We start from the raw sequence: 12383 nt of genomic DNA on the forward strand, positions 1-12383 counted from the left end.
AGAATAATGACGTTGATGTTTGAAGGCCGAGAAATAGAAACCGATGCCGATGGTTATCTGAAAAATAGCCAGGAGTGGAGTGAACCGCTGGCAGAATCAATTGCAGCAAAAGAAGGTATCACGCTTGCAGTTGAACACTGGGAAGTGGTGCGCTTCGTACGCGAGTTTTACCTGGAATTTAATACCTCTCCGGCGATTCGTATGCTGGTCAAAGCGATGGCCAACAAATTTGGCGAAGAAAAAGGCAATAGCCGTTACTTATACCGTTTATTCCCTAAAGGGCCGGCCAGGCAGGCAACAAAAATTGCCGGTCTGCCAAAGCCGGTGAAGTGTATTTAGTAGCGAATACCAAAATCTGTCCATTGACGGTCGGGTTGGTGAGGCTCAGTCAGCACTTTATCAACCCGGGCACTGCGCGGCCCCCCTGCTTTTAGCCACGCGACAAGTTTTTCGACCTGCGGTGCTTCACCGCAGGCTAATACCTCAACGCTGCCATCATCCATGTTACGGGCGTAACCGGTTAAACCCAGTTTTAGCGCCTCACGTTGTGTGCTGTAGCGAAAACCTACCCCCTGAACCAGGCCGTGGACCCAGGCAAGTGTGCATACTGTGGTCATAACTTCCTCCGTTTCGGGTTCTTACGTTGCATTTTCCCGGTGTTAACCGGAAAATGACGCCAAATTCTTAGCAAGAAAGCATAGCAAATTATGAGTGTACGTTTAGTGTTAACCAAAGGGCGCGAAAAATCGTTATTGCGCCGTCATCCGTGGGTGTTTTCTGGTGCTGTCGCACGCATGGAAGGCAAAGCCAATTCCGGCGAAACAATTGATGTTGTCGATAGCCAGGGCAAATGGTTGGCACGTGCCGCTTATTCTCCTTCCTCGCAAATCCGTGCACGCGTCTGGACGTTCGACGCCAATGAAAGCATCGATATCGCATTCTTCACCCGCCGTCTGCAGCAAGCCCAGCAGTGGCGTGAATGGCTGGCCGCTCGTGATGGACTGGACAGCTACCGTCTGATTGCGGGCGAATCTGATGGTCTGCCAGGTGTGACAATCGATCGCTTCGGTAACTTCCTGGTGCTGCAATTACTTTCTGCTGGTGCGGAATACCAACGCCCTGCTTTGGTCGCGGCACTGCAAAATCTCTATCCAGATTGCGCTATTTATGACCGTTCAGATGTCGCGGTGCGTAAGAAAGAAGGGATGGAATTAACGCAAGGCCCAGTGAGTGGCGAACTGCCACCTGACCTGCTACCAATCGAAGAGCATGGCATGAAGTTGTTGGTAGATATTAAAGGTGGCCACAAAACCGGTTATTACCTTGACCAGCGCGACAGCCGTTTTGCCACGCGCCAGTATGTGAAAGATAAGCGTGTGTTGAACTGCTTCTCTTACACCGGTGGTTTTGCGGTTTCTGCACTGATGGGCGGCTGTAGCCAGGTTGTCAGCGTGGATACGTCTCAGGACGCTTTAGATGTAGCGAAGAAAAACGTTGAGCTGAACAAACTCGATTTGAGCAAAGCGGAATTCCTGCGTGATGACGTGTTCAAACTGCTGCGCAAATACCGCGACCAGGGTGAAAAATTCGACGTTATCGTGATGGACCCACCGAAGTTTGTTGAGAATAAGAACCAGCTGATGGGCGCCTGCCGTGGTTATAAAGATATCAATATGCTGGCAATCCAGTTATTGAACCCAGGCGGGATCCTGATGACGTTCTCCTGTTCAGGATTAATGACGACAGATTTATTCCAGAAAATCATCGCCGATGCCGCCGTAGATGCTGGGCGTGATGTACAATTTATAGAGCAATTCCGTCAGGCAGCCGATCATCCAGTCATCGCTACCTATCCGGAAGGGCTGTATCTGAAAGGGTTTGCCTGTCGCATCATGTAACTTGAAAAATGGAATGTTGCCCGCACATTAATTGCAGGTAATGTTTCTCAGGAGGTGACTATGATTGCCAGCAAATTCGGCATTGGCCAGCAAGTACGACATTCTTTGCTGGGCTATTTGGGGGTAGTGGTCGATATCGACCCGGAATACTCTCTGGATGAACCCGCAGAAGATGATTTGGCCGACAACGATGTCCTCCGTAGTGCCCCCTGGTATCATGTAGTGATGGAAGATGATGATGGCCAGGCGGTGCATACCTATCTTGCTGAAGCCCAGTTAAGTGGGGAGTCACAAGACGAGCATCCCGAACAACCGTCGATGGATGAATTGGCGGCTTCGATACGGCAGCAACTTCAGGCACCTCGCCTACGTAATTAGCAAAAACCCCGCAATCGCGGGGTTTTTTAATTATTTCGCCAGACCCAGGCGGGGGATTTCAATCGCCGGGCATTTATCCATCACCACGTTTAACCCTGCATCCTGTGCCAACACCGCAGCCTGTTCATTAATCACACCTAGCTGCATCCACAATGTTTTTGCACCGATGGCGATGGCTTCTCGCGCCACTTCCCACGCAGCTTCTGAATTACGAAACACGTCGACCATATCCACTTTTTGTGGAATTTCAGCAAGCGACCCATAGCCTTGTTGCCCTAACAGGGTCTTGCCGGCCACTTTTGGTGACACCGGAATCACTTCATATCCTTGATCCAGCAAATACGCCATCACCCGATAGCTTGGGCGATCAGGTTTATCACTGGCTCCCACCAGTGCGATTGTTCGGGTGCTTTTTAAAATAGTTTCGATATCTGCCTGTTTCATCACACTCTCCGCTGGGACTTCGTAATCAAAAGTGTATGTCATCCATTACTGACTCACCATCTTTCCCATACAGAGGTAGTAGAGCAATTTTGCGAAATATGTCTATATGTTAATAAACTGTCCTTGTGAAAAATTTTGATACATTCAGTAAGGGATAGCCCCATTTACCCCGGCAGGAGAAATTGATGAGAACGGTGTTCTTTATCGCGATATGTTGGAGCCTTCTTTTGCCGTCTGAATCGTGGGCGACAACGTTACGTCTGTCCACGGATATCGATTTGCTGGTGCTTGATGGGAAAAAAGTTTCCAGTTCTTTATTAAGAGGGGCTGATAGCCTCGAACTCGATAACGGCCCGCATCAAATGGTGTTTCGCATTGAGAAAAATATTCGCAACAGCACACGCGAACAGCGTCTTTATATTTCGCCGCCTTTAATCGTCAGTTTCGATACTAAGGAAGTCAGCCAGGTAAATTTTAATCTACCCCGCATCGAAAACGATAAAGAGAGCGAGGAATTTGACCTCGCACCGCATCTTCAATTACTGGACGGTAACGCCGCAGTCATTCCGGTGAAAGTGGATATTTTGCCGGTAAAAGTGCTGCCACAAGGCATTGATTACGAGCAGGACACCCAGGTTTACAACAAATCGGGTAAGGTCGCGTCAGTAAAAGGTTTTGCCACCATGATGGCTGATGACAGTACATTGCTGTCCCGCGATTCCGAACTTGATGCGCCACCTCCTCAGTCCGAAACGATGACCGAGCAACGACTCAAGTACTGGTTCTTACAAGCAGACAAAACGACTCGCGAGCGTTTCTTACAATGGGTGAAGGACAACCCCGCGCAATAATTGCCTTTCCATTCCCGCATTTTTCACACCCTTCTCTTGCAGCATCAGTGGCTTCCAGTAAGCTGTAGGCATTATTAATCGTTCAATCTTAATCAATCAGGATTAACCAATGGAATTAACCTCCCGCACCCTGGCGGAAAAGAAGCATATTGCGCTGGTTGCGCACGATCACTGCAAAGATGCGTTATTGAAATGGGTTGAGCGCCACAAGTCTGTTCTGGCTCAGCACGTGTTGTACGCGACCGGCACTACCGGGAATCTCATCCAGCGCGGCAGCGGTCTGGATGTCAATGCCATGCTAAGTGGCCCAATGGGCGGCGATCAGCAAGTGGGTGCTTTGATTTCTGAAGGGAAGATTGATGTGCTGATTTTCTTCTGGGATCCGTTGAATGCTGTTCCACACGACCCAGATGTTAAGGCGTTACTGCGTCTGGCGACGGTATGGAACATTCCTGTAGCGACCAACTTATCTACCGCCGATTTTATTATTCAATCGCCGGGCTTTAATCAGTCAGTGGAAATTTTGATCCCCGATTACGCGCGTTATCTGGCAGAGCGACTGAAATAATTACGGTCGATTTGCAGCGGGCACGCCAAGTTGTTTCAGGATATCGACAAAACTGGATGGTTCTTTTTTGTTGAATAACAGCCAGACACGATGACGGGCCCGCGTTATCGCCACATACAACAATCGCCGCTCTTCAGCATCCGGATAATCTTCCGGCTGTGGCAGTAATGCCTCTTCCATAACAGATTCACGCGCCGCCGCCGGGAATCCATCTTTCCCCTGTTGTAGCCCCAGGATCACCACATAGTCAGCCTGTTGCCCTTTGCTGGCATGGATAGTCATGAACTCAATCGTGAGTTTAGGCCAGCGCGTCGCTGCCTTTTCCAAAATTGCCGGGCGTAAATGGTGGTAACGCGCCAGCACCAGAATGCGCTGTTGTGGCTGCACATAGCCGCTCATCTTATCGAACAACGCTTCAATCTGGTCATCAGCCAATAACGTGACCGATTTTTTATCACCTTTGGACAGGCTATTCAGCGGCTTAGCCAGTTGATGCGGGTTCAGCTGCACGAATCGATTTGCGATTTCACCGATGCGATCGTTGAAACGGTAGGTGGTATCCAGCGCGCACTGATCTGCATCGCCAAAGTGGTGAGCAAAGGCGGTCGTCAACGACATTTCCGCACCGCTGAAACGATAAATCGCCTGCCAGTCATCCCCAACGGCATACAGCGAAGTCTGGGAGTTTTGTTTTCTCAATGCTGCCAGCAACGCTGCACGCTGCGGCGAGATGTCCTGAAACTCATCCACCAGAATATGTTTCCACGGGCTGATAAAGCGCCCTTTTTCCAGTACGTTGACGGCCTGATGAATCAAACCTGAAAAATCGACGGCTTCTTCGGCTTTCAGCGCTGTTTTCCAGGTTTTTAATAATGGCGCCATCAGTTTGACGCGTTTTGTGAACACATCACGGATCTCATCTGGGGCTGAGGCAATCATTTCTGCCTGAGAACCTCCATGCATACGCATTAATCCCAGCCAACGGTCTAAGCGGCTGGCCAGGCGTTTGGCTAAACGTTCATCCTTCCAGTATTCCCCTTCGGGGACTTCCCACTGCAACTCGTCGCTCAGCCATTCGCGCCACCCTTTTGCCTGTGCTTTTTTCTCATGGCATTGCTGCTGCCAGCTCTCAATCAGCAGTTGATGGCGTGCCTGGGTATCTGACTCCAGATCGCTCACGCGCGGAACTTTTTTGCTCCCTTGCTGGATGATGTGCAGCGCCAAAGAATGGAATGTGCGAGCAGAAATCGCATCAGTATGCAGACGTTCAGCAATGCGCTGGTCCATTTCTTGCGCGGCTTTGCGACCAAACGCCAGCAATAAAATTTGCTCTTCGCTGGCCTCGCCGCGTTGCAGTAACCAACCCGCACGGGCAACCAGAACCGAAGTCTTGCCGCTCCCCGCTCCTGCCAGCACTAACAACGAGTCTTCACCATTCACCACCGCGCGAGCTTGAGAAGGGTTCAATGGAGAGCTTTCTATTTTCTCGAAGAAGTCAGCATACTTTTCAAGCATGTGATTAGTGAAAGCGGTATTACGTTGATGGCGGCGTTGATCGCCTTGCTCAAGCCAGGCCTTGCACTGTAACCAGACGTCGCGGCAATTATCGAACGCTTCGAGTCGCGCCTGAGGAAGGGGCAACCCGGTAAATGCAGCGCGGACATTCTTTTGTAATGCCTGCATATCGCTGCGTTTAAACCATTTCTCCTGCTGGATTCGGCGTGTAATTTCAGCGTACTGCTGGTGTAAAACCTGTGCCGCGACTTCACTCATCTCAGCACTCCAGCTCTGCCAAAGCTCGTCGAGATGATGATAAAAGCGCTGCGTTTCACTCCATTCTGTACCGTGCAGACGCACGACTTTATCGTCCGGCAGAACAAATTCCAGTTCACCCCATACCAGACCACGCTTGCAATTAATGGCAATTAACTGATTGAATGGAATAAGGTATTCATGACGATCACCCTTTACCTCAACACCTGCAGTCAGCAATCTCACACGATTGTAGGGATGTTGTGCTAAATGTTTGCCTAGGGAGGTCGCTTTCAGTTCCATTACGCTTTGCCTGATCCAAAATAGAGGTTGTGGTTAAGTTTACCCGCCGAAGGAATGACGCTCCAGGGTAAAAACGCGTTACAATTGTTGTGGTTATTCATTTATAGAACTTTAAACCAACGAAGAGTGAGTATGCGTACAGTCCTTAATATTTTGAACTTTGTACTGGGTGGCTTTTTGACCACTCTCTCCTGGTTGCTGGCCACGCTTGTCAGTATCATTTTTATTTTCACCCTGCCGCTGACTCGATCCTGCTGGGAGATTACCAAACTTTCCTTCGTGCCGTACGGCAACGAAGCCGTTCATGTTGATGAACTCAGCCCGCAGAGCAAAAGTGCCATCATGAATACCGGTGGGACGTTGCTGAATATTGTCTGGCTGGTGTTTTTCGGCTGGTGGCTCTGTGTGCTGCATATCTGCACCGGTATTGCCCAATGCATCACTATTATTGGCATTCCTGTTGGGATTGCTAACTTCAAAATAGCGGCTATCGCGCTTTGGCCAGTTGGCCGCCGTGTGGTTTCTGTTGAAACTGCGCAGGCTGCACGTGAAGCAAATGCCCGCCGTCGTTTCCAGTAATTCAGACAAGAATAGTGAGTATTAATGCTTAGTCCAATTCTGCGCCGCTATACCTGGAACAGCACGTGGCTGTATAACTTGCGCATTTTCATCGCGCTTACGGGTACGGCTGCCCTGCCCTGGTGGCTGGGTGAGGTAAAGCTGACTATCCCATTAACACTGGGTGTTGTTGCCGCGGCACTGGCAGATCTGGATGACCGGCTGACCGGACGTTTGCGTAATCTCCTGATTACCTTAATCAGCTTTTTTATTGCGTCAGCATCGGTTGAACTCTTGTTCCCATGGCCAGTATTTTTTGGCATCGGGCTAATGATTTCCACCAGCGGATTCATTCTGCTCGGCGGATTAGGTCAGCGTTACGCCACCATTGCCTTTGGAGCTCTGCTTATCGCGATTTATACCATGCTCGGGATCACTTTATATGAGCACTGGTATCAACAACCGATCCTGCTGCTGGCGGGGGCAATCTGGTACAACGTACTGACGCTCGCCGGGCATCTGGTCTTCCCGATTCGCCCGCTTCAGGATAACCTGGCGAGATGTTATGAAAGCCTCGCGCGTTATCTCGAAGTCAAAGCAACGCTATTTGACCCTGACATCGAAGAAGAAAGTCAGGCGCCAATGCTTGAACTTGCAATGGCTAACAGCCAACTGGTCACGACGCTGAATCAGACGAAAGGCTCATTATTAACACGTTTACGCGGCGATCGTGGACAGCGGGGCACTCGTCGGACTTTGCATTATTATTTTGTCGCGCAGGATATTCACGAACGCGCCAGCTCCTCGCATATTCAGTATCAGGCGCTACGGGATAAATTCCGCTACAGCGATATTATGTTCCGCTTTCAGCGCCTTCTGACCATGCAGTCGCAGGCCTGTTTACAACTTTCACGTTCAATTTTGTTGCGTGAGAAGTATCAACACGATCCACGTTTTGAACGTGCTTTTATCCACCTTGATGCCGCGGTCGAAAGGCTGAAAGCCGACCAATATCTGGCGGGCGAATTTAAAGCGCTTGGCTTCCTGGTGAGTAATTTACGCGCCATTGATGCGCAACTGGCGACCATTGAATCCGAGCAAGCGCTTGCCGCCCCGCAAAGCGATATCGAAAACCGTCTGGCTGATGATCGTATCACTGGTTTTGGCGATGTCTGGCAGCGTTTGAAACGCAATTTAACTCCGGAATCTGCGTTATTTCGCCACGCGGTACGAATGTCGCTGGTGCTGTGTGTCGGCTACGCTTTCATTCAGTTTACCGGGCTAAAACATGGTTACTGGATCCTGCTGACAAGCCTGTTTGTCTGCCAGCCAAACTACAGCGCCACGCGCCGCCGTTTAGCATTGCGTATCATCGGTACGTTAGTCGGTGTGGCTGTCGGGCTGCCGGTGCTGTTCTTCGTGCCGTCAATAGAAGGCCAACTGGTATTAATCGTGATTACTGGCGTGCTGTTCTTTTCTTTTCGCAATGTGCAGTACGCGCACGCCACGATGTTTATCACCTTACTGGTACTGCTGTGCTTTAACTTACTCGGTGAAGGGTTTGAAGTCGCCGTGCCGCGTATCTTCGATACACTGTTAGGTTGTGCCATTGCCTGGGCTGCGGTGAGTTTCGTCTGGCCAGACTGGCGTTTTCGCAGGTTGCCGCTGGTGGTTGAGCGTGCATTTAATGCGAACTGCCGTTATCTGGATGCGATTCTTGAGCAATACCATCAAGGGCGAGATAACCGTGTTGAATACCGAATCGCGCGACGGGATGCACATAACAAGGATGCGGAACTGGCATCAGTCGTGTCCAACATGTCGTCCGAGCCGCGCGTTACACCGCAGATGCAGGAAACTGCATTTCGCTTGCTATGCCTCAATCATACCTTTAACAGCTATATTTCGGCGTTAGGTGCGCACCGCGAACAACTCACCAACGATGATATCTTGCTGCTACTTGATGACGCAGTGTGTTACGTAGACGATGCCCTTCATCATTTGCCTGCCGATGAAGAGCGAGTGCAAAAAGCGCTGCAAGGGCTTTCCGAACGTATCACTTCGCTTGAGCCGCAACCAGATACCAAAGAGCCATTAGTGCTGCAACAAATTGGCCTGCTGGTTGCGCTACTGCCTGAAATATCACGACTTCAACAACAGGTGTCGCAGCAACATGATTAACGGGACTTTCGTTTCGCGTAAAGATGCCCCCACTCGACTAACTCCCGGCGCGTTGACGCCGGGAGTGCCGCTTCATGAACACCACTAATCGCGCCAGCTAAAGCCAACAACACGCGGACACCCAGCCCTTTCTTCAAATGCCTCAATTTTATCCATGTGCGTTTCGCGCCATATGCATGAAGGGTTCGCACATCAGCTATCCCCACCTCCCACAACATCATCTCCAGACTATGGGTTAAATTGGGTAAATCTTTGAGACGTTGCTGCGCTTTCAGGCGTGATTTTTCACGTCGGGCGCTAAACAACGCATCGGTTGAAAGCTGTAAAAGTTTTTCTCGATCAGACCACAGCGCTTCATCGACATGATAATAATTGAGCGCGATTGATCGCCCGCGCTTTTGATAAACCAGCGACTCTGACGCTCTTTCAACGAAGTAAACTTCCGATTGTTCGCACGCTCGCAGATAAAGTTCCCCCTCAGAAACCATGGCAAACACCACATTCTCGACGGTCAAACTGTATCCACCAAATAGCGAGCGATAGCTGATATCGCCTAATGGAGATAGACATTCTTTTGATTGATGAATCCTTGCATAAGACCGCTTTTTCATGAATATGTCCTTAAATATCAATCTATAACGCATCATCACGATTTGTTACCGTATCCCGTAACACGAAAATATGTAACCTGATGACCGACGGCAATCACATTCTTTCTTTCCGCCGATTTACATGTTGAAATTGCGATATGCTTTCCGAAATTTAGATTGATCTTTGTCCGAACTGGTATTACTGTATATTCATACAGTAACCCATCAGGCGGGATTAACTATGCAATCACATAACGTTCTAACTCACGTTGCCACTGTTCCAACTTCTGGGTCTTCATTGACTCAGTCATCAGCAGGTAACAACATTAAAGGGTTGATCAGTGAAGTGATCTACAGCGAAGATCAGCCATGGATTACGCAGTTGGTGTTGCTGCCTCTTCTGCAACAGCTTGGTCAGCAATCGCGTTGGCAGCTGTGGCTAACGCCGCAGCAAAAATTGAGTCGTAAGTGGGTACAATCTGCTGGTTTGCCGCTGACAAAAGTGATGCAGGTAAGCCAGTTAGATCCACTTTTTACCGTAGATGCTATGGTAAAAGCATTGCAGACAGGAAATTACAGCGTTGTGATCGGTTGGTTACCGGAAGAATTGACTGACGAAGAGCATTATAAACTGTCATCTGCTGCTGAAATGGGTAACGCAATTGGCTTCATTATGCGTCCCACCCGTACCTCGAAAACAGGTTGTCGACCACGAAGCGGGCTAAAAATTCATTCTAGTTTGTATCATTAAGTAAATTTAAGAGAAATCCTGGAACTTTTTCTTCTCTGCTGACAATTCATTGTGAATTATCGAGAATCCGCACTGCAAGCCGCTCCTGGCGGCCTTCCCCCCGTTTCGCTGAGTCTATTTTTTGTGCAAATTTGTGAAAAAATGTGAACGCAACTCGTTTTTTTTCATATGCCTGAGGGACTTCACACTTGTAAGTTTTCAACTACGTTGTAGACTTTAGCTCGCCAGGGTTGCTCTTCCATAACACCGATTGATCGGTAGAGTAACAAGTGAGCATAAACTCGGGCGAAGGATTTAACCCTGGGCTTTAGAGCGATTTTAAAGCTCATGGCCTTTTTGGATGATAATGAGGCGCAAAAAATGAAAAAGACAGCTATCGCGATTGCAGTGGCACTGGCTGGCTTCGCTACCGTAGCGCAGGCCGCACCGAAAGATAACACCTGGTATGCAGGTGGTAAGTTGGGTTGGTCCCAGTTCCACGATACCGGTTTCTACGGTAACGGTTACCAGAACAACAACGGCCCTACTCACAGCAGCCAACTGGGTGCTGGTGCGTTCGGTGGTTACCAGGTTAACCCGTACGTTGGTTTCGAAATGGGTTATGACTGGTTAGGTCGTATGCCTTATAAAGGCAGCGTTGATAACGGTGCTTTCAAAGCGCAAGGCGTTCAACTGGCTGCTAAACTGAGCTATCCAATCAATGACGACCTGGACATCTACACTCGTCTGGGTGGTATGGTATGGCGTGCAGACTCTAAAGGTAACTACGCATCTACTGGCGTTACCCGCAGCGAACACGACACTGGCGTTTCCCCACTGGCAGCAGTTGGTCTGGAATATGCAATCACCCGTGATATCGCAACCCGCCTGGATTACCAGTGGGTTAACAACATCGGTGACGCGAATACCGTTGGTACTCGTCCAGACAACGGCATGCTGAGCCTGGGTGTTTCTTACCGTTTCGGCCAATACGAAGCAGCTCCAGTTGTAGCTCCGGCTCCAGCTCCAGCTCCAGAAGTACAGACCAAGCACTTCACTCTGAAGTCTGATGTTCTGTTCAACTTCAACAAAGCAACTCTGAAACCAGAAGGTCAGCAGGCACTGGATCAACTGTATACTCAGTTGAGCAACCTCGACCCGAAAGATGGTTCTGTTGTAGTTCTGGGCTTCACCGACCGTATCGGTTCCGACCAGTACAACCAGAAACTGTCTGACAAACGTGCACAGTCTGTTGTTGATTACCTGATCTCTAAAGGTATCCCAGCTAACAAGATCTCCCCACGCGGTATGGGCGAATCTAACCCAGTTACTGGCAGCACCTGTGATAACGTAGCTCCTAAAGCTAAACTGATTGATTGCCTGGCTCCAGATCGTCGCGTAGAGATCGAAGTTAAAGGTATCAAAGACGTTGTAACTCAGCCTGCGGCATAAGTTACCGTTATAAAAAAACCCCGCCAAGGCGGGGTTTTTTGTTTTTAATCTTCCGGAAAATCACAGTAAAAAAGCACAGTGACAACTCAACTGCGCTCTACTTTTTACCCAGCATGGCCTGAAGGTCTTGTTTCAGCGAAGACATCTGATTGGCGTATTGCTCTTTACGTTCGGCATCTTCAATGAGTTGCACTATCGTTTCTGAAAGCGTGCATCCTCGTCTATGAGCAAGCCCTGCTAACCGCTGCCAGACCAGATACTCAAGGTCGATGGACTTTTTACGCGTATGTTGATGTTCGGCGTTAAAGTGCCGTTTACGACGTGCGCGGATAGTTTGCTTCATGCGGTTGTGGAGTACTGGATTCATATGCTTCTCTATCCAGCTCAACACGTGCACAGGCTCATTTTCAAAGCGTAGCAGTTCATCAACGGCTTCTTTCGCAGCACTCGCCTCGATATAACGCGTGATAAGCTCGCCTTCGCGATGTTTTTTAACCAGATACTTCCACTTCCAGCCGCTCTCGAGATTTTCCAACTGTTGATATTTCATTGTTGTCTCAGTGTGACCGTGTAACTCGTTTCAGAATAACAGTTTTTTTTATTTTCGCTTACCTGAAAAATGAAAGCTGTGAGCTAAGTAAACTTGCCGCTCCGCATAATCCGTGTGCTGCTCTGCCT

14 protein-coding genes are annotated in these 12383 nt (G+C 49.3%); 9 read left to right on the forward strand and 5 right to left on the reverse strand.

Annotation, left to right across the window (positions count from 1 at the left end):
* The first annotated feature begins 6 nt into the window (after positions 1-6).
* Complete coding sequence (tusE, locus tag WBL83_RS03830; RefSeq protein WP_424587877.1) at positions 7-339, forward strand: sulfurtransferase TusE; 333 nt, start codon at positions 7-9, stop codon at positions 337-339.
* Here tusE and yccX read toward each other — a convergent pair.
* Positions 336-617: an acylphosphatase gene (gene yccX, locus WBL83_RS03835; protein WP_424587878.1), complete on the reverse strand. Its 282-nt coding sequence runs from the start codon at positions 615-617 to the stop codon at positions 336-338. The genes tusE and yccX overlap by 4 nt on opposite strands.
* Positions 618-707: 90 nt before the next feature.
* Here yccX and rlmI point away from each other — a divergent pair, with 90 nt between their 5' ends.
* Together rlmI and hspQ are read left to right on the forward strand one after the other, a co-directional pair.
* A complete protein-coding gene (gene rlmI, locus WBL83_RS03840) occupies positions 708-1898 on the forward strand; it encodes a 23S rRNA (cytosine(1962)-C(5))-methyltransferase RlmI (protein WP_424587879.1) in 1191 nt (396 codons plus the stop codon).
* A 60-nt stretch (positions 1899-1958) separates the two neighbouring features.
* Positions 1959-2276, forward strand: a complete 318-nt coding sequence (gene hspQ / locus WBL83_RS03845; protein ID WP_034494367.1) for a heat shock protein HspQ — start codon at positions 1959-1961, stop codon at positions 2274-2276.
* A 30-nt stretch (positions 2277-2306) separates the two neighbouring features.
* Here the strand turns inward: hspQ and WBL83_RS03850 are convergent, their stop codons facing one another.
* Positions 2307-2720 (reverse strand): CoA-binding protein, encoded by a 414-nt coding sequence (locus WBL83_RS03850; RefSeq protein ID WP_424587880.1) that lies wholly within the window; start codon positions 2718-2720, stop codon positions 2307-2309.
* Positions 2721-2905: 185 nt separating this feature from the next.
* Between WBL83_RS03850 and csgI the strand changes: the two genes are divergently transcribed.
* Both csgI and mgsA read left to right on the forward strand, forming a co-directional pair.
* Positions 2906-3571, forward strand: a complete 666-nt coding sequence (gene csgI / locus WBL83_RS03855; protein ID WP_424587881.1) for a curli synthesis inhibitor — start codon at positions 2906-2908, stop codon at positions 3569-3571.
* A 109-nt stretch (positions 3572-3680) separates the two neighbouring features.
* Positions 3681-4139: a methylglyoxal synthase gene (gene mgsA, locus WBL83_RS03860; RefSeq protein WP_424587882.1), complete on the forward strand. Its 459-nt coding sequence runs from the start codon at positions 3681-3683 to the stop codon at positions 4137-4139.
* On the opposite strand, the gene helD is transcribed toward mgsA, so the two are convergent.
* Entirely contained in the window at positions 4140-6194 is a 2055-nt protein-coding gene (helD, locus tag WBL83_RS03865) for a DNA helicase IV (protein WP_424587883.1), read from the reverse strand.
* Between the two features lie 132 nt (positions 6195-6326).
* On the opposite strand from helD, the gene WBL83_RS03870 reads away from it, so the two are divergent.
* Together WBL83_RS03870 and yccS are read left to right on the forward strand one after the other, a co-directional pair.
* A complete protein-coding gene (locus tag WBL83_RS03870; RefSeq protein ID WP_424587884.1) occupies positions 6327-6773 on the forward strand; it encodes a YccF domain-containing protein in 447 nt (148 codons plus the stop codon).
* A gap of 24 nt (positions 6774-6797) precedes the next feature.
* Positions 6798-8933, forward strand: a complete 2136-nt coding sequence (gene yccS / locus WBL83_RS03875; protein WP_424587885.1) for a YccS family putative transporter — start codon at positions 6798-6800, stop codon at positions 8931-8933.
* On the opposite strand, the gene WBL83_RS03880 is transcribed toward yccS, so the two are convergent.
* A complete protein-coding gene (locus WBL83_RS03880; RefSeq protein WP_424587886.1) occupies positions 8930-9544 on the reverse strand; it encodes a TfoX/Sxy family DNA transformation protein in 615 nt (204 codons plus the stop codon). The genes yccS and WBL83_RS03880 overlap by 4 nt on opposite strands.
* A 220-nt stretch (positions 9545-9764) precedes the next feature.
* Here WBL83_RS03880 and sulA point away from each other — a divergent pair, with 220 nt between their 5' ends.
* Positions 9765-10274: an SOS-induced cell division inhibitor SulA gene (sulA, locus tag WBL83_RS03885; protein WP_424587887.1), complete on the forward strand. Its 510-nt coding sequence runs from the start codon at positions 9765-9767 to the stop codon at positions 10272-10274.
* 360 nt (positions 10275-10634) lie between these two features.
* Positions 10635-11705, forward strand: a complete 1071-nt coding sequence (gene ompA / locus WBL83_RS03890) for a porin OmpA (RefSeq protein WP_424587888.1) — start codon at positions 10635-10637, stop codon at positions 11703-11705.
* Between the two features lie 97 nt (positions 11706-11802).
* Here the strand turns inward: ompA and matP are convergent, their stop codons facing one another.
* The gene (matP, locus tag WBL83_RS03895) at positions 11803-12255 is read right to left on the reverse strand and encodes a macrodomain Ter protein MatP (protein WP_424587889.1); all 453 of its coding nucleotides are present in this window, start codon (positions 12253-12255) and stop codon (positions 11803-11805) included.
* Positions 12256-12383: the final 128 nt, after the last annotated feature.

It is taken from the genome of Buttiauxella sp. (genome assembly GCF_049686335.1).
Lineage (GTDB): Bacteria > Pseudomonadota > Gammaproteobacteria > Enterobacterales > Enterobacteriaceae > Buttiauxella.

Bases quoted from the DNA above. Each gene is read 5' to 3' on its own strand.
- WBL83_RS03870 (WP_424587884.1), top strand. From the start codon at position 6,327: ATGCGTACAGTCCTTAATATTTTGAACTTTGTACTGGGTGGCTTTTTG.
- csgI (WP_424587881.1), top strand. From the start codon at position 2,906: ATGAGAACGGTGTTCTTTATCGCGATATGTTGGAGCCTTCTTTTGCCG.
- yccX (WP_424587878.1), bottom strand. From the start codon at position 617: ATGACCACAGTATGCACACTTGCCTGGGTCCACGGCCTGGTTCAGGGG.
- rlmI (WP_424587879.1), top strand. From the start codon at position 708: ATGAGTGTACGTTTAGTGTTAACCAAAGGGCGCGAAAAATCGTTATTG.
- matP (WP_424587889.1), bottom strand. From the start codon at position 12,255: ATGAAATATCAACAGTTGGAAAATCTCGAGAGCGGCTGGAAGTGGAAG.
- hspQ (WP_034494367.1), top strand. From the start codon at position 1,959: ATGATTGCCAGCAAATTCGGCATTGGCCAGCAAGTACGACATTCTTTG.
- WBL83_RS03880 (WP_424587886.1), bottom strand. From the start codon at position 9,544: ATGAAAAAGCGGTCTTATGCAAGGATTCATCAATCAAAAGAATGTCTA.
- helD (WP_424587883.1), bottom strand. From the start codon at position 6,194: ATGGAACTGAAAGCGACCTCCCTAGGCAAACATTTAGCACAACATCCC.
- WBL83_RS03850 (WP_424587880.1), bottom strand. From the start codon at position 2,720: ATGAAACAGGCAGATATCGAAACTATTTTAAAAAGCACCCGAACAATC.
- tusE (WP_424587877.1), top strand. From the start codon at position 7: ATGACGTTGATGTTTGAAGGCCGAGAAATAGAAACCGATGCCGATGGT.
- yccS (WP_424587885.1), top strand. From the start codon at position 6,798: ATGCTTAGTCCAATTCTGCGCCGCTATACCTGGAACAGCACGTGGCTG.
- sulA (WP_424587887.1), top strand. From the start codon at position 9,765: ATGCAATCACATAACGTTCTAACTCACGTTGCCACTGTTCCAACTTCT.
- mgsA (WP_424587882.1), top strand. From the start codon at position 3,681: ATGGAATTAACCTCCCGCACCCTGGCGGAAAAGAAGCATATTGCGCTG.
- ompA (WP_424587888.1), top strand. From the start codon at position 10,635: ATGAAAAAGACAGCTATCGCGATTGCAGTGGCACTGGCTGGCTTCGCT.